General features: G+C 70.4%; 17 protein-coding genes. 9 read left to right on the top strand and 8 right to left on the bottom strand.

Annotated elements, in window-relative coordinates:
* Positions 1-92: 92 nt before the first annotated feature.
* The 4 genes from OG975_RS44935 (at position 93) to OG975_RS44920 (ending at position 4,611) form a co-directional block, all read left to right on the top strand.
* Complete coding sequence (locus OG975_RS44935) at positions 93-1,769, top strand: FAD-dependent oxidoreductase (protein WP_406335496.1); 1,677 nt, start codon at positions 93-95, stop codon at positions 1,767-1,769.
* Positions 1,766-3,208: an ATP-binding protein gene (locus OG975_RS44930; RefSeq protein WP_406335495.1), complete on the top strand. Its 1,443-nt coding sequence runs from the start codon at positions 1,766-1,768 to the stop codon at positions 3,206-3,208. The genes OG975_RS44935 and OG975_RS44930 overlap by 4 nt, the downstream gene beginning before the upstream one ends.
* Positions 3,205-3,555, top strand: a complete 351-nt coding sequence (locus tag OG975_RS44925; RefSeq protein WP_406335494.1) for a UBP-type zinc finger domain-containing protein — start codon at positions 3,205-3,207, stop codon at positions 3,553-3,555. The genes OG975_RS44930 and OG975_RS44925 overlap by 4 nt, the downstream gene beginning before the upstream one ends.
* Positions 3,556-3,651: 96 nt before the next feature.
* Positions 3,652-4,611 (top strand): threonine/serine dehydratase, encoded by a 960-nt coding sequence (locus OG975_RS44920; RefSeq protein WP_381258192.1) that lies wholly within the window; start codon positions 3,652-3,654, stop codon positions 4,609-4,611.
* 75 nt (positions 4,612-4,686) lie between these two features.
* On the opposite strand, the gene OG975_RS44915 is transcribed toward OG975_RS44920, so the two are convergent.
* The 3 genes from OG975_RS44915 to OG975_RS44905 are packed head-to-tail and all read right to left on the bottom strand — an operon-like array spanning position 4,687 to position 8,089.
* Positions 4,687-5,178, bottom strand: coding sequence for a VOC family protein (locus OG975_RS44915; RefSeq protein ID WP_381258194.1), 492 nt, complete (start codon positions 5,176-5,178; stop codon positions 4,687-4,689).
* Between the two features lie 56 nt (positions 5,179-5,234).
* Positions 5,235-7,949 carry an MGH1-like glycoside hydrolase domain-containing protein gene (locus OG975_RS44910; protein WP_406335493.1) on the bottom strand — a complete coding sequence of 905 codons (2,715 nt, stop codon included), beginning with the start codon at positions 7,947-7,949 and terminating at the stop codon, positions 5,235-5,237.
* Positions 7,950-7,966: 17 nt separating this feature from the next.
* Positions 7,967-8,089 (bottom strand): hypothetical protein, encoded by a 123-nt coding sequence (locus tag OG975_RS44905; protein WP_406335492.1) that lies wholly within the window; start codon positions 8,087-8,089, stop codon positions 7,967-7,969.
* 285 nt (positions 8,090-8,374) lie between these two features.
* Here OG975_RS44905 and OG975_RS44900 point away from each other — a divergent pair, with 285 nt between their 5' ends.
* Together OG975_RS44900 and OG975_RS44895 are read left to right on the top strand one after the other, a co-directional pair.
* Positions 8,375-8,590 (top strand): hypothetical protein, encoded by a 216-nt coding sequence (locus tag OG975_RS44900; RefSeq protein WP_406335491.1) that lies wholly within the window; start codon positions 8,375-8,377, stop codon positions 8,588-8,590.
* A gap of 136 nt (positions 8,591-8,726) precedes the next feature.
* A complete protein-coding gene (locus OG975_RS44895) occupies positions 8,727-8,993 on the top strand; it encodes a hypothetical protein (protein ID WP_406335490.1) in 267 nt (88 codons plus the stop codon).
* A gap of 3 nt (positions 8,994-8,996) precedes the next feature.
* On the opposite strand, the gene OG975_RS44890 is transcribed toward OG975_RS44895, so the two are convergent.
* Together OG975_RS44890 and OG975_RS44885 are read right to left on the bottom strand one after the other, a co-directional pair.
* Positions 8,997-9,464, bottom strand: a complete 468-nt coding sequence (locus OG975_RS44890; protein ID WP_406335489.1) for a hypothetical protein — start codon at positions 9,462-9,464, stop codon at positions 8,997-8,999.
* A 155-nt stretch (positions 9,465-9,619) separates the two neighbouring features.
* A complete protein-coding gene (locus tag OG975_RS44885) occupies positions 9,620-11,059 on the bottom strand; it encodes a serine hydrolase domain-containing protein (RefSeq protein ID WP_406336739.1) in 1,440 nt (479 codons plus the stop codon).
* A 247-nt stretch (positions 11,060-11,306) separates the two neighbouring features.
* Between OG975_RS44885 and OG975_RS44880 the strand changes: the two genes are divergently transcribed.
* Both OG975_RS44880 and OG975_RS44875 read left to right on the top strand, forming a co-directional pair.
* A complete protein-coding gene (locus OG975_RS44880) occupies positions 11,307-12,512 on the top strand; it encodes a 4-hydroxybenzoate 3-monooxygenase (protein WP_406335488.1) in 1,206 nt (401 codons plus the stop codon).
* A gap of 165 nt (positions 12,513-12,677) precedes the next feature.
* Positions 12,678-14,303: a serine/threonine protein kinase gene (locus tag OG975_RS44875; protein ID WP_406335487.1), complete on the top strand. Its 1,626-nt coding sequence runs from the start codon at positions 12,678-12,680 to the stop codon at positions 14,301-14,303.
* A 30-nt stretch (positions 14,304-14,333) separates the two neighbouring features.
* Here the strand turns inward: OG975_RS44875 and tgmB are convergent, their stop codons facing one another.
* Both tgmB and tgmA read right to left on the bottom strand, forming a co-directional pair.
* Positions 14,334-15,287 carry an ATP-grasp ribosomal peptide maturase gene (gene tgmB, locus OG975_RS44870; protein WP_406335486.1) on the bottom strand — a complete coding sequence of 318 codons (954 nt, stop codon included), beginning with the start codon at positions 15,285-15,287 and terminating at the stop codon, positions 14,334-14,336.
* Between the two features lie 15 nt (positions 15,288-15,302).
* Positions 15,303-15,494, bottom strand: coding sequence for a putative ATP-grasp-modified RiPP (gene tgmA, locus OG975_RS44865; RefSeq protein ID WP_028804150.1), 192 nt, complete (start codon positions 15,492-15,494; stop codon positions 15,303-15,305).
* A 253-nt stretch (positions 15,495-15,747) separates the two neighbouring features.
* On the opposite strand from tgmA, the gene OG975_RS44860 reads away from it, so the two are divergent.
* Positions 15,748-16,776: a hypothetical protein gene (locus tag OG975_RS44860; RefSeq protein WP_406335484.1), complete on the top strand. Its 1,029-nt coding sequence runs from the start codon at positions 15,748-15,750 to the stop codon at positions 16,774-16,776.
* 79 nt (positions 16,777-16,855) lie between these two features.
* On the opposite strand, the gene OG975_RS44855 is transcribed toward OG975_RS44860, so the two are convergent.
* On the bottom strand, positions 16,856-18,016 hold the full coding sequence (locus tag OG975_RS44855; protein ID WP_406335483.1) for an FAD-dependent oxidoreductase: 1,161 nt from the start codon (positions 18,014-18,016) through the stop codon (positions 16,856-16,858).
* Between the last annotated feature and the right edge of the window lie 92 nt (positions 18,017-18,108).

Genomic DNA, 18,108 nt, shown 5'->3' with positions numbered 1-18,108 from the left:
TCGTACATACGATTGGGCCTGTACCGGCCGAGCGGAGCCCGAATGCGTCCGTGCGGCCGGAACGAAACTGACCTGCTCGGGGTGGGAGACGTATGGCACAGGCCGCCAGTCCAGCGCGGACCGTCATTCTGACCGTCGATGACGATCCCGGAGTGTCGCGCGCCGTCGCCCGCGACCTGCGACGCCGCTACGGCGAGGCGCACCGGATCGTGCGCGCCGAGTCCGGGGAGACCGCCCTGGACGCGCTGCGGGAGCTGAAGCTGCGCGGTGACCAGGTGGCGGTGATCCTCGCGGACTACCGGATGCCCCAGATGAACGGCATCGAGTTCCTGGAGCAGGCCCTCGACGTGTATCCGGGCGCGCGGCGGGTGCTGCTGACCGCGTACGCGGACACGAACGCGGCGATCGACGCGATCAATGTGATCGATCTGGACCACTACCTGCTCAAGCCGTGGGATCCGCCGGAGGAGAAGCTCTATCCGGTCGTGGACGATCTGCTGGACGCGTGGCGGGCCAGCGACTACCGGCCCGTGGCGACCTGCAAGGTGGTCGGGCACCGGTGGTCGGCGCGTTCCTCGGGCGTACGGGAGTTCCTGGCCCGCAACCAGGTGCCCTACCGCTGGTACTCGTCCGACACGCCGGAGGGGCTGCGGCTGCTGGCCGCCGCCGGGCAGGACGGTGAGCGGCTGCCGCTGGTGATCACCCCGGACGGTACGCCGCTGGTGGAGCCCGAGGACCCGGATCTGGCGGCGCAGGTGGGGCTGGCGACGACGCCGACGGAGGAGTTCTACGACCTCGTCGTCATCGGCGGCGGTCCGGCGGGGCTCGGAGCGGCCGTGTACGGCGCGTCCGAGGGGCTGCGGACCGTTCTCGTGGAGCGCCAGGCGACCGGTGGGCAGGCGGGGCAGAGCTCACGCATCGAGAACTATCTCGGCTTCCCCGACGGTGTGTCCGGGGCGCAGCTCACCGACCGGGCACGGCGGCAGGCGGCGAAGTTCGGCGCCGAGATCCTCACCGCGCGCGAGGTGACCCGTCTCGAGGTCACGGGGGCGTCGCGCACCATCCACTTCTCGGACGGTTCCGCGATCGCCGCGCACTCGGTGATTCTGGCGACGGGTGTGTCGTACCGGCAGCTGGAGGCTCCGGGCCTGGCCGATCTGACGGGATGCGGGGTCTTCTACGGGTCGGCGCTGACCGAGGCGGCCGCCTGCCAGGGCCACGACGTGTACATCGTGGGCGGGGCGAACTCGGCCGGTCAGGCCGCCATGTACCTGGCGCGGGGCGCCAAGTCCGTCACCATCCTGGTCCGAGGTTCGTCTCTGTCCGCGTCGATGTCGCACTATCTGATCCAGCAGATCGGCGACGCGCCCAACATCAGTGTGCGCACCGGTACGGTCGTCGAGGCGGCGCACGGCACGGACCATCTGGAGCAGCTCACCCTGCGCGATGTGGCGAGCGGGCACACCGAACTCGTCGACGCGCAATGGATGTTCGTGTTCATCGGCGCGGCCCCGCTCACCGACTGGCTGGAGGGGACCGTGCTCAGGGACACGCGCGGTTTCATCATGGCCGGCCCGGACATGACGCCCGACGGGCAGCCGCCCGCGGGCTGGGAGCTGGACCGGCCGCCGTATCACCTGGAGACCAATGTGCCCGGCGTGTTCGTGGCCGGGGACGCGCGCGCCGAGTCCGCCAAGCGTGTCGCCTCCGCCGTCGGAGAGGGAGCCATGGCCGTGATGCTCGTCCACCGTTATCTGGAGCAGTCATGAGCGGGCGGCCGATGCCGTGCGACATGGCGGAGCTCGCCACGCTGTTCCTGTTCGAGAAGCTGAACACGGAGCAGCTCGAGCGGCTGTGCCGGGAGGGCCGGGTGGAGCTGTTCGAGCCCGGCTACATCTACCAGGAGGGCGAACCGGCCACCTGCTTCTTCGTGCTCCTCGAAGGCACGATCGTGATGTCACGGCGGGTCGGCGGCGACGAGGTGGAGATCAGCCGCACCTCGCAGCGCGGGGTGTACGCGGGCGCCATGCAGGCCTATCTCGACGGATCAAGCCAGGCGAGCTACAAGGGTTCCGCGCGGGTCACCGAGCCGTCCCGCTTCTTCATCCTGCCCGCCGAGACGTTCGCCTCGATACTGCGCGACTGGTTCCCGATGGCGGTGCATCTGCTGGAGGGGATGTTCTTCGGCAGCCAGAACACCCAGCGGATGATCGGGCAGCGCGAGCGGCTGCTGGCGCTCGGCTCGCTGTCCGCCGGGCTGACACACGAGCTCAACAACCCCGCCGCCGCGGCGGTGCGGGCCACGTCCGCGCTGCGGGACCGGGTGGCCGGGATGCGCCACAAGCTCGGCATGATCGCGTCGGGCCGGTACGCGCGCGACGCCATGGAGACCCTGGTCGAGATCCAGGAACGTACGGCCGAACAGGTCGCCAAGGCCACCCCGTTGAGCCCGCTGGAGGCCTCCGACCGGGAAGACGCCCTCGCCGACTGGCTGGACGACCACGGCATCGCGGGCGGCTGGCAGCTCGCGCCGACGTTCGTGCAGGCGGGGCTCGACACGGACTGGCTGGACCAGATCGCGGGGGCCGTAGACGAGGAGACACTCGAAGGCGCGATCCGCTGGCTCAACTACACGGTGGAGACCGAGCTCCTCATGAACGAGATCGAGGACTCCACGACCCGCGTCTCGAACCTGGTGAACGCGGCCAAGCAGTACTCGCAGCTGGACCGCGCGCCCTACCAGGTCGCCGATGTGCACGAACTGCTCGACAGCACCCTGATGATGCTCACCGGGAAGATCGGCTCCGGAATCACGATCGTCAAGGAGTACGACCGGACGCTGCCCAACATCCCCGCCTATCCGGGCGAGTTGAACCAGGTGTGGACGAACCTCATCGACAACGCCGTCTCGGCGATGGCAGGGGAGGGTGTGCTCACGGTGCGCACCGCGCTCGACCACGACCACCTGCTCGTCGAGTTCCGCGACAACGGACCCGGGGTGCCCGCGGAGATCCAGGGCCGCATCTTCGACCCGTTCTTCACCACCAAGCCGGTGGGCGAGGGCACCGGGCTCGGCCTGGACATCTCGTGGCGGATCGTCGTCAACAAGCACCACGGGAGCCTCCAGGTGCAGTCCGTGCCGGGTGACACCCGTTTCCAGGTACGTCTTCCACTGACCGCCACGGACACCTCCGAGGAGTCGTCATGACCGCGCCGACCGGAATCGACCCCACCGTTCCGCCGAGCGGCACCGGCTGTACCGAGTGCGACGCCGCCGGCGGCTGGTGGTTCCATCTGCGGCGCTGCGCCCAGTGCGGTCACATCGGCTGTTGCGACGACTCACCGTCCAAGCACGCCACCGCGCATGCGCAGAGCACCGGGCATCCCATCATCCGCAGCTTCGAACCGGGCGAGAACTGGTTCTGGAACTACGACACCTCCGAGATGTACGAGTCCGGCCCCGACCTCGCTCCCCCGGTGAGCCACCCGGCCGACCAGCCCACGCCCGGGCCCGCCGGACGGGTTCCCGCGAACTGGGCCGAGACACTGCGCTGAGGAGAACTGTCCTTCCCGCGCGGCCAGTTGTGGACGGAAAAGTTGGAAGAGTTGGAAGAGTTGGAAGGGTTGAAAGGGTTGGATGGGTCGGCTGCCTTGATCGGCATCCCGGAGATCCGGGCCGTGGCCGAGCGGATCGGCGCTCATGTCGTGCGGACGCCGACGGTGACGAGTCCGGGGCTGTCCTCGCTGCTGGGCGTGCCGGTCACCGTGAAGCTGGAACTGCTGCAGCGCACCGGGTCGTTCAAGGCGCGGGGCGCGACGGCGAGGCTGCTCGCGCTGAGCGAGGCCGAGCGTGCGGCGGGTGTGGTGGCGGTGAGCGGCGGCAACCACGGGATCGCGCTCGCCGTGATGGCCGCGGCCCTGGACGTGAAGGCGACCGTAGTGATGCCGCGGTCGGCGTCGGCCCGTGCTGCCGAGATCGTGGAGTCGGCCGGCGCCTCACTGCGGCTGACCGATGACATGGACGGGGCGTTCGCGCTGATGGCGCGGTTGCGGGCCGAGGGGCTGACGCTCGTCCACCCGTTCGACGATCCGCTGGTGATCGCCGGGCAGGGCACCGTCGGCCTGGAGTTCGCCGAGGACGCGGGCGAGTTCACCGATGTGCTGGTCAGCATCGGGGGCGGCGGCCTGATCTCCGGTGTCGCCGCGGCCCTGCGCGCGCTACGGCCCGGGGTGCGGATCTGGGGTGTGGAGACGGAAGGCGCGCAGGCCATGTCGGAGGCACTGGCCGCGGGCGGTCCGGTGCCGGTGGCGCTGTCCTCGATCGTGACCACGCTCAGCGCGCCGGCCGTTTCGCGGCTGACGTACGACCATGTGTCCGCCCTGGTCGACGAGGTGCTGGTGGTCCCGGACCGCGAGGCCGTGCGGGGCACCCTCGATCTCGCCGACCACGCCAAGGTGTGGGCCGAGCCGGCCGCGGGCTGTCTGCTGCCCGCGGCCCGGCGGGTGCTGGAGCGCGTGGGTGACGGGGCCCGGATCGGGCTGGTGCTGTGCGGGGGCAACGCGACCACCCGGGACGTCATGAACTGGGCGGAGCGTTTCGATCTGCGCTGAGCCCGCGTCGGCTCCTGTTGTGCGCTCGGCCGGTCCTGTTGTGCGCCCGGCCGGCGTCGGCCAGGAGCCGCGCCGTCAGCGCACCGACCTGCCGTACATCTCGCCGAGCGGTTCGGCGAGCAGTTCGACGCGGGCGCCGTCGGGGTCCCGGAAGTAGAGGGATGTGCCGCTCTCCTCCATGTACTCGACCCCGGCGGCGTCGAGCCGGTCGCGCAGCCCCCGCCAGGTGGTGGGGTCGACCGAGATGGCCAGGTGGTGCAGCCCGCCGAGCACCTCCGCGTACGGGCCGAGGTCGAGTCCGGGGAAGTCGAAGAAGGCGAGCATATTGCTGTTGCCGAGGTCGAAGAAGAAGTGGGTCGAGCCCTTGTAGTCGCGGTTCTCGATCATCTCCGTGAGGGGGAACCCCAGGACTCCCTGGTAGAACCGCACGGTCCGCTCCACGTCCGAGGAGAGCAGCGCGACATGGTGCACTCCGCGGGCGGAGCTCGCCGGCCTCTCCTGGTGCAGATACGCGTCCCGGATCCGCTGACGCTCCGCCTCGATCGCTGCAAGGTCCACCGCACCCATCGGGAAGCTCCTCAAGTAGGGAAGTAACTACACGCTTGGTACTGAATCCAACCACTTCAGGACAGAGGTTCCTCCTGATCCGGCGACATTCGCAGGCCGTCGCGGCTGCGTGTCGGCCATTGTCCGGGGTCGACGAGGTGGAAGAGGGTGGCGGTGACCGCGACGAGGCCGGTCCAGCCGGTCTGGTGGCTCGCGCCGATGCCCGCGCCGTTGTCGCCGTGGAAGTACTCGTAGAACAGCGGCAGGTTCTGCCAGTGCGGGTCCGTCTGGAACCTGTGCTGTGCTCCGTGCACCGGGCGGCGGCCGGTGTCGTCCGCGAGGAAGGTGTCCGTGAGCCGGGTGGAGATCTCGCGGGCGACCTCGTACAGGTTCATCTCGTGGCCGGAGCCCGTGGGGCACTCGATGGTGAAGCGGTCACCGTGGTAGGCGTACAGGTTCAGCAGGGCGCGGACGATCAGCAGGTTGATGGGGAACCAGACCGGTCCGCGCCAGTTGGAGTTCCCGCCGAACATCCCGGAGTCGGACTCGGCGGGCAGATAGGCGACGCGGTGGACTTCGCCGTGCAGGTCGAACGTGTACGGATGCCGGGCGTGGTGGCGTGAGAGCGAGCGGATGCCGTACGGGCCGAGGAACTCCTCCTCGTCCAGCATCCTGGACAGGATCCGGCGCAGCCGGTCCTCCCCGAACAGCGCGAACAGGTGCCGTCCGCCCGCGCTGTCGTCGAAGGGTCGGTGGGAGGCGACGACCGCCTCGACGGCCGGGTGGCGTGCGATGAACTCGCTGGCCCCCGCGATCAGTTGGGGGAATCGCTTGTCGGCCCAGTCGCCGATGACGGTGGTGGCGGCGAGCGGGATCAGGCCGACGAGGGAGCGCACCTTGAGCCGGGTCGCGGTGCCGTCGGGCAGCCGCAGCAGGTCGTAGAAGAAGCCGTCCTCCTCGTCCCAGAGGCTGTCGTTGGCGGCGCCGATCCGGTTCATGGCGACGGCGATCCACGCGAAGTGCTCGAAGAGGGCCTGCGCGTGCTCGACGTAGACGGGGTTGTCGAGCGCCAGCTCGATGGCGATCTCCAGCAGGTTCTGGCAGTACAGCGCCATCCAGGCGGTGCCGTCGGCCTGGTCGAGGGTGCCGCCGGTGGGCAGGGGCGCGCTGCGGTCGAAGACACCGATGTTGTCGAGGCCGAGGAAACCGCCCTGGAAGACGCTGTTGCCGTCGGGGTCCTTGCGGTTGAGCCACCAGGTGAAGTTCTTCATCAGCTTCTGGAAGGCGTTCTCCAGGAACGCGCGGTCACCGCGGCCGGTGCGCTGCTTCTCCAGCTCGTAGACGAAGAGGGTCGCCCAGGCGTGCACGGGTGGGTTGACGTCGCCGAAGTTCCATTCGTACGCCGGGATCTGCCCGTTGGGATGCAGATACAGGCGGCGCAGCAGCAGGTCCAACTGCCCTTTGGCGAAGGCGATGTCGACCATGGACAGGGCGATGGTGTGGAAGGCCAGGTCCCAGGCGGCGAACCACGGATACTCCCAGGTGTCCGGCATCGACAGGATGTCGCCGCCCACCATGTGGTACCAGCCGCTGTTGCGGACCTTGGGGTCGGCGGCGAGCGGGTCGACGCCATGGCCCGCGAGCCAGCGTTCGACGTCGTACGCGTAGTACTGCTTGCTCCACAGCATGCCGGCCAGCGCCTGCCGTACGACGAGGCGTTCGTCGTCCTTCATCCCGGGCGCGCCGAGCTCGTCGTAGAACTCGTTGGCCTCGGCCCGACGTCGCCTCATGATGGCGTCGAACCCGGCTTCCCAGTCGGCGAGTTCGGTGTCGCTCAGGCGCAGGCGCACGGTGGCGCTGCTCCCGCCGGAAATGGACAGGACGTGGTGGACGGCTGCCTTGGTCCCGGTCCGTTCGGGGTTGACGGCCGTGCTCTCGCCGTGGACGACGCAGCGGTCGATGCCGTCCTTGACGTACGGGGAGGGGTTGGGGCTGCCGAAGACGCGCTGGTCGTTGGTGTCGTTCTCAGTGAAGAGGGCTGGGGTGCCGGTGGCGCCGTGGAGCCATCGCCGCCCGAGTTCCTCGTGCTCGGCGCGGATCCGGCCGCCCGGTTCCTGCCGCAGGCTCGGTACGGCGGTGCCGCCGGCCCAGGACCAGGTGTGCCGGAACCACAGGGTGGGCAGCACGTGCAGGGCCGCCTCGTCGGGGCCGCGGTTGTGCGCGGTGATCTGGATGAGCAGGTCTTCCGGGCCTGCCTTGGCGTACTCGACGTACACGTCGAAGTAGCGGTCGTCGTCGAAGACTCCCGTGTCGAGGAGTTCGTACTCGCCTTCGTGGCGGCCGCGTTTGCCGTTGGTGGTGACGAGGTCCTCGTACGGGTATGCCGCCTGCGGGTACTTGTAGAGGTACTTCATGTAGGCGTGGGTGGGCGTGTTGTCCAGGTGGAAGTAGTACTCCTTGACGTCCTCGCCGTGGTTTCCCTCGGCGTTGGTCAGGCCGAACATGCGCTCCTTGAGGATCGGGTCGCGGCCGTTCCACAGCGCCACGGCGAAGCAGAGCCGCTGCTGGTCGTCACTGACGCCGGCGATGCCGTCCTCGCCCCAGCGGTAGGCGCGGGAGCGTGCCTGGTCGTGGGTGAAGTGCGACCAGGCGTCGCCGTCCGGGCTGTAGTCCTCCCGGACGGTGCCCCACTGGCGCTCGCTCAGATAGGGGCCCCAGCGGCGCCAGGGCACCCCGGAGCCGTCCGCGTCGGCCAGCCGCCGACGCTCGGCGCTCTCGGTGCGTTCGTCCATCTCTCCCCCGGTTCAGGTCAGTTGACGAGGTGCGTCCGCACCTGGAGGCCGTGCTCGATCTCCAGCACGCCGGGGTAGGCGTCGGGATCGGGGACCCGCTCCCCCACCGGGAGGGGATGCGGTGTGCCGGAGGAACTCATGGGCTTCCGCCTCTCCGAGGGAACACGCCGAGTTCGGGGCCCGGCGCGAGGAACGCGGGGCCGGGCCTGCGGTTGCGTGAACCCACCCAGCATCCCGCGGACCCGGGCGCCTGCCCATCGGTCGGGCGGCGGCTCTTCAGTGCCCGTTCTCCGTAACGCTCGCCTTGAGGACGTGCCCGGAAAGGACGCGGAATCCGGCGTTCCTCGTCCGGGAGGCAAGGAGGCTCCCTCCGAGGGGTCACCCGTCCGGATGCGCGTTGCCGCGCTCAGGACGATGCTGGAGACATGTCCGGACGGGCTCCTTTGATCGTTCATCCAGCGCTCGGCACCGGCGGTCGCCAGGTGACCGCGCGGGGCGAGAACCTCGGCGTGGCGTTCACCGACGAGGATCTGCTCGAGTTCCTGGGCCGGGCGGGGCTGCCCGACGCGGAAGATCTCCTGGACGATCCGGCATGGGTGAAGTGGCGCGGGGGGCAGGCCCACTACTACGGTGCCGCATAGTAGCGATGCGGGCGGGCCACCGACGGGGACGGCAGCGGGCGACCCCGTTACTCCGATCGGGGGGGCGCGCTCACTCAACCCGGTGGGCGGCGACAACCACACGTACCACCGGCTTGCACGGAGACGTTGCCCCGGCATGGACAGCACTCACACAGCACTGCGACCCGTCCCGAGCCGCGCGATCACGGGCGGCCCGTACGCCGAACTGACCAACGACTACCGGAGCCATCCCCCGATCTACGCGCAGCTCGTCGCGGAGTGGCGGGCCAAGGGCCGTGGGGTTCCGGAGCGTCGTGATGTCCGTGAGGTGCTGTGGGCTTCCTTCGCCGCACCGGCTCCGGAGAGGCACGAAGCCGAACCCGTGCCGGCGGTGCCCGTGCCCCGTGGCCTCCCCGGCTGGTGAGGACTACTCCGCGCTGAGCGGCGCCAGGACGGCCAGTGTTCCGTTGGCCTGACGCAGCGCCAGCTCCAACGGGACGGCGGGATGCAGAGCGCCCGTCCCGTCCGGAGGGATGATCCACTCAAGGAACCCCGCGGACCGGTACGGCGGCGGCACGGCGACCCATGAGCCCTTGCCGAGGTGGCGCAGTCCTGACCCCACCCAGCGGCTGGCCGGATCGGGCGCCAGGAAGAAACCGACGCGATGGGCCGCGCAGTCCACCAGCGTGGGCCCCGGCACCTGAAGCGGATCGCACCACAGGATGTCCAGGGCGAGCAGACCCAGTTGTTCGGGAACGCTGAGCACGTCCCAGAAGCGCCCGGCCTCCAGGAGCACACCCCCGCTCCCCTGATCCCACTCCCGTTTGCACGCCCGGGGGTTCGTGGCGGCTGCGGCGAGCCACTCCACACTCTGCGTCCACATCGCGTTCGTCATCGCCCACCCCTGGGATATTCCACTCCGCGACAGGCACGGAGAAAGACACGGCCAGCGGGGACTGCGATTGCCCATCAGCCCCTAGGCATATGCATGTTGGTAGATATTTCTAGGCGGCGGAAGGGGTGGCGCGGTCTGGCGTTTTCCGGCGGCCGTTACGGCACGTGCCGGGGAGCGTGCAGTGAGCGCAGTCGGCCGCCGTGCAGCGGGGTCGTGTGCCACCGCGCCGTGAAGGTACGGTCCGGGAGCGAGCAGGTCACCGTCAGGCGGTGCGGGGTCTCCAGGAACAGCACGTCGACGTGCAGGGTCTCCGGGTCGGTCCAGCCCCCGCTCACCGCCGTGGGAACCGGCCCCGGGTCGACGGTCCAGTCGGTTTCACCGAGCCGCAAGTCGAGTCGCCCGTCCCCCTCGGCCAGCGACACCCGCCAGCCCTGTTCGCCCGCCGCGACCGTCACTCCCGTCAGTGTCCGCTGATCCGCACAGACGCCGCCCTCCGGAAGGAACTCGGCGCCCGCCCAGGCGTCGCCGCGCGCCGGGGGCTCCGGATGCGCCTTGACCGGAGGGAGGGCGAGCCCGGCGAGACGTCGCCGCAGCCCGTCGTCCTCCCTGCCCGGCAGCGGAGCGTCAGCGAACGCGGGCAGCAGGTGACGCCACACCAGGTTCAGGAGGTCCTGCATCTCCTCGGTGGCCGCGGTCGTCGCGATCACCGCGTCGTGCTCGGGCAGGACGACACAGAACTGCCCATAGGCCCCGTCGCCTCGGTATCCGTGCCGGGACCTCCAGAACTGGAATCCGTACCCCTGCTGCCAGTCCGACAGCGCCCCCTCGGCCGTACCGTCCGCGTTGGAGATGTGCGCGCGGGTGGCCTCCGCGATCCACGAGGACGCGAGCAGCCGCCGGCCCTCCCAGACGCCGTCCCGCAGATACAGCTGGCCGAGCCGGGCGATCGCGTCGGTCGCGGCGTGCAGGCCGCTGAAGCCGAGGTCGCGTCCGGCCGGGCGCTGCTGCCAGGCGGTCTCGCCGATGCCGAGGGGGTCGAACAGCCGGGGCCGCAGATACGCCGTCAGCGACTGGCCGGTCACGCGCTGCACGATCGCGGCGAGCGTGTACGTGGCGGGGTTGTTGTACGCGAACACGGTGCCGGGGTCGCGCTCCGGCGGGATCAGCAGGAAGCCGCGTACGGCCTCCTTCCGGTCGAGCCGGAACGCCTCGGGGTAGGTCTCGGCGAGATGACCGCTGGCCATCGACGCGACATGCCGTACGAGCATGGCGCGGCTGCGCGGGTCGGTGATGTCGGCCTCGAACTCGGGGAAGTACGAGATCACGGGATCGTCGAGACGCAACAGCCCTTCGGCTGTGGCGAATCCCGCGGCGGTGGACGTGAAGCTCTTGCTCAGCGAGTAGAGCAGCTGGAGGCCATCGGGGGTGTACGGCGCCCACCAGCCGGAGGCCACGACGTGGCCGTGGCGCAGGATCATCAGGCTGTGCGGTTCGATGTCCGGGGCGGCCTCGACGGCATCGAGGAACGCGTGAACGCCCGACGCGTCGACGCCCTGCTCGCCGGGCGAGCTGACGGGCAGGGAACGTGCGCTCATACGGGCGGCCTCCGGGCGGCTCGGGGTGGCGTGCGGTAGTGCGGGCAGTGGTGCGGGCGGCGCTCGGGCCGTGGCCGTGACGCGGCGGACGGACACCATGTGCATGCACCATCCTTCCCGTTCGGGCTGCCGCGCGTCCATGGGGGCTCGGCGGGAGTAAAGTGGTGGTGCACGCGGGCGTGCGCCGGCTGGGCGTCAACACACGGTTGGATGTCGGGTGTTGACGGGCCACCGCCATAATGCTCGGGTGATCACCCCCTCCCCCACACCCGTACAGCGCGTCCCCGTCGTCATCGTCGGCGCGGGACCGGCCGGTCTCACCCTCGGCAACATCCTGCGCGCCGCGTCCGTCGACTGCGTGGTCCTGGAGACCGAGAGCCGGGAGTTCATCGAACAGCGGCCCCGGGCGGGGTTCATCGAGGAGTGGGCGGTACGCGCGCTGCGGGAGCGTGGGCTGGCCGACCGGCTGGGCGAGCGGGGGCAGCCGCACAGCGAGTGCGAGTTCCGGATCGACGGCGAACGTCACCGGTTCCGGTACGCCGAACTCACCGGGGACCGCCATTTCGTCTATCCGCAGCCGCTGCTGGTGACCGACCTGGTGCGTGAGTACGCCGACGTGCGGGGCGGCGACATCCGGTTCGACGTACGGGACGTGGCCCTGCACGCCATCGACGGCGACCAGCCCTCGGTGCTGTACACGGACCCGGTGACGGGCGAACGCCGGCGCATCGAGTGCGAGGTGATCGCCGGCTGCGACGGCGCGCGCGGAGTGACCCGCACCTATGTGCCGCCGGAGCGCGGCTCGACGGCCCGCTACGACTACGGCGTCGGCTGGCTGGCGCTGCTCGCCGAGGCCCCGCCGTCCTCCGACTGCGTCGTCTTCGGTGTCCACCCGCGCGGATTCGCCGCGCACATGGCCCGCAGCCCGCAGGTCACCCGCTACTACCTGGAGGTGACGCCGGGCGAGGACCCGGAGAACTGGCCGCAGGAACGGGTGTGGTCGGAGCTCCACGCCCGGCTGTCGGTGACGGGTGCCCCACCGCTCACCGAGGGACGGCTGATCGAGAAGCGGGTGCTCGACATGCACAGTTATGTCGTGGAGCCGATGAGGTACGGACGGCTGTTCCTGGCCGGTGACTCCGCCCACCTCGTGGCGCCGATCGCCGCGAAGGGCATGAACCTGGCGCTGTACGACGCGCTGCTCCTGGCGGACGCCCTCGTCGCCTACTTCGGGATGGGTGACGGCAGCGGGCTGCGCGACTACTCGGCGGCCTGTCTGCGGCGCGTGTGGGAGTACCAGGAATTCTCCCAGTGGTTCGCGGAGTTGCTGCACGGGCCCTCGTCGGGCGATCCCTTCCGGGCGGGGTCCGCGATCGCGCGGCTGCGGCGGATCCTCGGCTCACCCGCCGCGGCGGCCACCTTCGCGGACTCGTACATAGGCAGGGCACCGTGAGGTGAACCGCCGTGGACCGCTGGCCTGAACCTTTCGCACGCCTGGGCGACGGCGCCGGAGCCGAGGAAAAACAGGCCCCTGGAACCGTCTGACGTTGAACACACAACGTCACACCCTCCGTACTTCCGGGAAAGGCGAGAGCCCGGTGCGCAGCGAGGGATGACCATGGTCAAGGTGCAAGACCCCACGGGCGAGTTGGTCGCCGGAAGATACCGGCTGTTCGAGGTCGTCCATCGGGAAGAGGGCCGCGACGGCTGGCTCGGTCAGGATGTCGACTTCGAGCGGCCGGTCACCCTGATCCGGTCGCGGCTCCCGGAGCATCGGCGCGAGGAGGCGGAGCGCGGTACCGCGGCCCGGATCCTGCGCGCGTCAGAGCGCCTGGCGCTGGTCTGCCCCGGCCGCGTGGCCACCGTCCTCGATGTGATCGAAGGCGACGACGTCGTCTGGACGGTCACGGAACGGCCCCCGGGCGCCCCGCTGACCGAGCTTCTCGGGCGCGGTCCCGTGGACTACGTCCATGCGGCCCGCATCGGGCTCGGCCTCCTCGATGTCCTCACGGCCGCCCATCTCGCGGGGGTGACGCACGGCGACCTCAGCCCCGGCCAGGTGTCCGTGGACGAGCGGGGCGCGGTCCTCGTGAGCGGATTCGGCCTCATGGGGGCCACCTCCTCGCCACGCGTCACCGCGCCGTCGTACGCCTCACCGGAGCAGGCCCGCGGCGAGGGCACCGGACCGGCGGCGGACCTGTGGGCGCTGGGCGCGCTCATGTACGCGATGGTCGAGGGCCGGCCGCCGATCCGGGACCGGGGACGGCTCGACGCCACGCTCCGCGCCGTGGACCGGCTGCCCATCCGGGCCCCGCTGAACGCCGGACCGCTCGGACCCGCCATTCAGGGTCTGCTGCGCTGGGATCCCCTGGAACGGGTGCCCGAGCCGGTCGTACGCGAGGCCTTGACGCGCATCCTCAAGGAGGACCTCGACGATGCGACACCCACGGAGCCGCTGCCTCCCTTCCAGGACATCGATGTCGCCTCCCGGCGCGCGGGACGGACCTGGGGCGGGAGGCACGTCAGCCGGCCGGTCGTGCTGGGCGGGGCGCTGGCCGTCACCGTCGTCTGTTTCGCCGTGCTCACCGCGGCGGGCGGACTGCCCGACGGGGACACGTCCGCATCCGGCGCGGCTCCGGCACGGACCGCTTCCGGCATCCCGTCCGCCGGCCCCACCGACCCCGGCACGCTCCCCCAGCGGACTCCGTCGGCGTCGCCCACGGCCTCCCCGTCCTCCATTCCCTCTCCCTCCCCCTCGTTCACCGTCGGAGAGAAGGTGCCGTCCGGCTTCTTCCGCTACAAGGCTCCCGAAGGCTTCTCCGTCGACCTCCCCAAGGGCTGGAAGCCCGTCCGGACCACGAGCTCCGCCGACGGGTCCTACCGGGTGACCTTCGGCGCGAGCGGTGACCCGCGCACGCTGGCCGTCACCTACAGCACGCAACTGGGACCGGATCCCGTCGCGGTCTGGAGCGCGCTGGAGCCGTCCCTGCGCAGCGAGTCCACCGGCTACGAGCGGGTGGGCGACATCCGCGCCGTGAACTATCGCGGCCTCAAGGGTGCCGACATGGAGTGGCTGTCGGTGTCCCAGGGTGTCCGCGAGCGCACGTACGGCCGGGGCTTCCTCATCGGGGACCACCGGGGGTTCTCCCTGCGCTGGACGACCCCGGCCGACGACTGGAACACCTCCGCCAACCGGCGGGCGCTGGACGTCTTCTTCCAGTCCTTTCAGCCGGCTTCGCAGTGATGCCGGGTCACCCGCCGGTGGATGCCGGCCTCAATGCCCCTCGGGGATGCGGAGTTCGGGTCTTCGCTGCGACAGCCACAGGGCGACCTCCTCGGCGATGGGCTGTCCGGTCTCCAGCTCGATGAAGCCGAACTGGCCCCCCTGATTGCCTTCCAGGAACCACCAGACGCCGTCCTCGTCCTCGGCGAAGTCGAAGGCCGCGTACGCGAGTCCGGTGTAGACGAGGTACTCATGGACCGCGCGGGCGATACGGTCGGGCACCGCGGTGATCTCCCAGCCGAATCCGGTGTCGCCGAACCGCCCGTCGATCTGTCCGGGCACGGCGGCCTTCCGGGCGGCGAACAGGCGGCTGCCGATGCCGGTCAGCCGGATGTCGGCGCGTTTGGGAATGTACTGCTGGAGGAGTGCCGGACCGGCCGCGACGCCCGAGAAGTCCGCGCCGGGTCCGATCAGGGTGGTGGGCAGGGCCGCCGACGGTTCGCCGGGCGGAGGCCCCGAGGCCGATTTGACCACGACGTCCCGGTACTCCTCGACGAACTGCTGGGCCACCCGCGGAGCGGTCGTGATGATGGTGGGCGGCACCGCGAAACCGCTGCTGTGGGCGACCCGCAGCTGCCAGGGCTTGTGCCGGGCCTGCTCGGCCCGGCGTGGGTGGTTCATCCAGCGGGTCGACGCGGAGTAGAGCATGCCGAACAGGGCCTGCCGGGTCTCGGCGGTGAGCCATGGCGAGGGCTCGGCGGCGTGGGCGGCCGGCTCGCCCGGCCGGCGCACCCACACGGATCGCAGGCCGCCCATGCTGAGCACATGGCCGTTGACCGACAGATAGCCGTCGAAGTCACCATGGGCGTAGTCGGCGGACAGCACCGCCTTGCCCGGCAGATCGGCGGGGTCGAGGCGCACCATGGGCACGCCCCGCTCATGCAGTTTGGCCACCACCATGTCGGCGGTGACGTCCTGCTCGGCCGTGAGAATGAGGACAGTCATGTGCCCGGGCGGCCGTCAGTCGTCGAAATGCGTCTGCGAGCCGGCCGTGGACGTCGTGGTGCCGGTGGCCATCAGCAGCGCGCGGTCGCTGACGGCCGGGCGGCCATCGGGCAGCACGTTCAATTGCAGGGACACATCGAAGTGGTACGGGGGTACTGCGGCCGACTGCCCCGTAGGCAAGGCGTAGTTGAGAGTGAACGGTCGCACGAAAGATCCTCCCGCGGTCTCACGATGCTCGACGCCCACCCGTACGTGTCATGACCGTAAGGAATTCATCACTTTCCGCCACATCGGGGTGAAGGTCATCACATCGCGTCGTTTCCCGCTTGCTCGTTTCCGGTTTACTGGGGTGTCCGCTTGGTTCCGGTCCACTCGCTTTCCTGCCTGATTCCGACCAGACCTTCGGCCAACGCTTCGCCCTCAGTGACATGAACGCCGCACCATCCCAGGAGAGTTCCCGGTGACCGTAGCCATCGCCCCATCCGAAGAATCCGCCGTGCGCCAGGGCGAGTTGGACCCCGTCGCGCGGGACGCACACGACTTCGGGGCCTACGCGCGGACCGGCGGCTGGGCCTTCGCGCTGAAGGTGGCGCGCAGTGTGCGTCCCGGCGGGCAGTCCGCCGACGAGACGCCGAAGGTGTCCGCGAAGGACTTCGCCGAGCTGGCCGGATGCTCGCCCGAGCGTGTGATGCGCTACTACAAGGCGTGGGACCGGGCAGCCGACGACGGTCTCGTCCCGCACTTCGAACTCCTGGTCCCCGGTGCGGACATCGAGCTTCCGGACGCCGAGGTGTGGCAGACCTACTACGTCTCACGCTCCAGCGCCACCTCGGAGCGCGGCACCGCCATCACTCAGGCCGCGGAGGCCGAGGGCATCCGTCCCACGAAGGCTCTGGAGGTCGCCGAGAACCCGACCGCGCTGCGCGCCGCGATCCTCGCCGACCCCTCCACCGCCCAGGCCGCGCGGCACGCACTGCTCGACCGGGTGAAGGAAGACCCGGCGCTGCAGGCCGAGTTGGCCCGGGACATCGCCCGCACCGACGAACTGAAGAAGGCGGTCGCCACCGAGAGCAGAGCGGCCGACCGCATCGGCTATGTGCGCCAGATCGCGGAGAAGGGTCAGATCAGGACGCCTGCCGGGCAGACCCTGGATGCTCCGGCCGGGCTCCGCTCCGAGGCCGAGCGCCATCTGTCCCTGCTCGACGAGCTGGACGAGGGCGAGGACTCGGGTGAGTGGGCGACGGAGGCGTACGACACCATGAAGCACCTCGTCGTCGAGACCGTCGAGGCCGACCCCGAACTACGCGTCCAGGAACGGCGGACGAAGTTCTACAACAGCCTCCAGAAGGCCACGAAGGTCTTCGAGGAGCTGACCTTCGACGACGCCGACGACATCTACGAGGACGACATGGTGCAGCGTCTGGAGGACCTCCAGCAGGCGATCGGCTCCGCCATCGCGGCGCTGCGCGGGGCGGCTCCCCGGCAGTGACCAGGGGCGGCGCGCCCTCCTCGGCGGTGGGCGGTGCACACACGCCCGCCGCCTCGTGCCGCCGCACGGCCGCTCTCCCTCAAGCGGACTCGGCGCGGTAGCCGGCCATCACGTCGACCAGGCTCTGCGGGGCGTCCGGACTGAAGCAGATGTCGAGGTTGACCGCGGACCCGGTCGCCGCCTCCTCGGCGCGCGGGAAGAGTGCGCCCTCGTACTCGGCCAGGGCCTTTTCCACGTCGTCGGGGTGGGCGGCGATCGCCGTCGCGAGCTCGGCCGCGTCGAGCATGGCGAGGTTGGCGCCCTCGCCCGCGAACGGGGACATCAGGTGGGCGGCGTCGCCGAGCAGGGTGACGCCGGGGGTGCGGTCCCACCGGTGGCCGACGGGCAGCGCGTGGATCGGCCGGGCGACGAGCGCGCCGTCGGCGTCGGCGATGAGCGACCGCAGGCTCTTGTCCCAGCCGTCGAAGTACTCCAGGACACTCTCCTTGGCCGCTTCCGTGTCGGCGAAGTCAATGGCGCCGACGCCGGCCGTGGCCCAGTCGGCGGACGTCCTCAGGGCGGCGTAGACGTGCAGCGAGCCGTCGGGGTCGCGGTGGGCGAGGAAGCCCTTCTCCTCACCGAGCGCGAACAGCATGCCTGTGCCGACGACGGCGGCGCTCTCGGGGTGGCGGGTGTCGGCGTCGAGGAGGTGCACCTCGACGAAGGAGATCCCGCTGTAGACCGGGGTGGCGTCCGAGACCAGGGGCCGCACCCTCGACCAGGCGCCGTCGGCACCGATCAGCACATCGGCGGTGAACGTCTCCCCGCCGGCGAGCGTCACCTCGTGCCGGCCGTCGCCGAGCGTCCGTGTGCCGGTGGCCTTGGCGCCCCAGCGGACGACCCCCTCGGGCAGGGAGCCCAGCAGGAGGTCGCGCAGGGCGCCCCGGGAGACCTCGGGGCGCGTGCCGCCGTCGCCGTCGTCCTCCATCCGGACGGTGGCGTCCTTGTCGAGGATGCGCATGGCCTCACCGCCGGTGTGGATGATCGCGCGGAACTCCTCGTAGAGACCGGCGGCCCGCAGTGCGGCCTGGCCGGAGTCCTCGTGCATGTCCAGCATGCCGCCCTGGGTACGGGCGGTCGGTGAGGCGTCGAGGTCGAAGACGGCGGCCTCGACGCCGTTCAGACGCAGTACGCGGGCGAGCGTGAGGCCGCCGAGACCGGCGCCGATCACGGCTATGGGGTGGTGGGGAGGTGTCGACATGGCAGATTCTCCTTGCGGATCGATATGAGGATCCATATGTCGATCCATATGTCGATCCACATATGGATCGATAACGGTCGAGGGTTGGTGAC

The organism is Streptomyces sp. NBC_00203 (assembly GCF_045206325.1).
GTDB classification, from domain to species: Bacteria; Actinomycetota; Actinomycetes; order Streptomycetales; family Streptomycetaceae; genus Streptomyces; species Streptomyces lutosisoli.
Note: the sequence above shows the minus strand (reverse complement) of the source record. Positions and strands in the feature narration are given on the sequence as shown.

Bases quoted from the DNA above. Each gene is read 5' to 3' on its own strand.
- OG975_RS44905 (WP_406335492.1), bottom strand. From the start codon at position 8,089: ATGAGTTCCTCCGGCACACCGCATCCCCTCCCGGTGGGGGAGCGGGTC.
- OG975_RS44890 (WP_406335489.1), bottom strand. From the start codon at position 9,464: ATGACGAACGCGATGTGGACGCAGAGTGTGGAGTGGCTCGCCGCAGCC.
- OG975_RS44885 (WP_406336739.1), bottom strand. From the start codon at position 11,059: ATGAGCGCACGTTCCCTGCCCGTCAGCTCGCCCGGCGAGCAGGGCGTC.
- OG975_RS44915 (WP_381258194.1), bottom strand. From the start codon at position 5,178: ATGGGTGCGGTGGACCTTGCAGCGATCGAGGCGGAGCGTCAGCGGATC.
- tgmB (WP_406335486.1), bottom strand. From the start codon at position 15,287: ATGACTGTCCTCATTCTCACGGCCGAGCAGGACGTCACCGCCGACATG.
- OG975_RS44910 (WP_406335493.1), bottom strand. From the start codon at position 7,949: ATGGACGAACGCACCGAGAGCGCCGAGCGTCGGCGGCTGGCCGACGCG.
- OG975_RS44900 (WP_406335491.1), top strand. From the start codon at position 8,375: ATGTCCGGACGGGCTCCTTTGATCGTTCATCCAGCGCTCGGCACCGGC.
- OG975_RS44930 (WP_406335495.1), top strand. From the start codon at position 1,766: ATGAGCGGGCGGCCGATGCCGTGCGACATGGCGGAGCTCGCCACGCTG.
- OG975_RS44925 (WP_406335494.1), top strand. From the start codon at position 3,205: ATGACCGCGCCGACCGGAATCGACCCCACCGTTCCGCCGAGCGGCACC.
- OG975_RS44855 (WP_406335483.1), bottom strand. From the start codon at position 18,016: ATGTCGACACCTCCCCACCACCCCATAGCCGTGATCGGCGCCGGTCTC.
- OG975_RS44935 (WP_406335496.1), top strand. From the start codon at position 93: ATGGCACAGGCCGCCAGTCCAGCGCGGACCGTCATTCTGACCGTCGAT.
- OG975_RS44875 (WP_406335487.1), top strand. From the start codon at position 12,678: ATGGTCAAGGTGCAAGACCCCACGGGCGAGTTGGTCGCCGGAAGATAC.
- OG975_RS44895 (WP_406335490.1), top strand. From the start codon at position 8,727: ATGGACAGCACTCACACAGCACTGCGACCCGTCCCGAGCCGCGCGATC.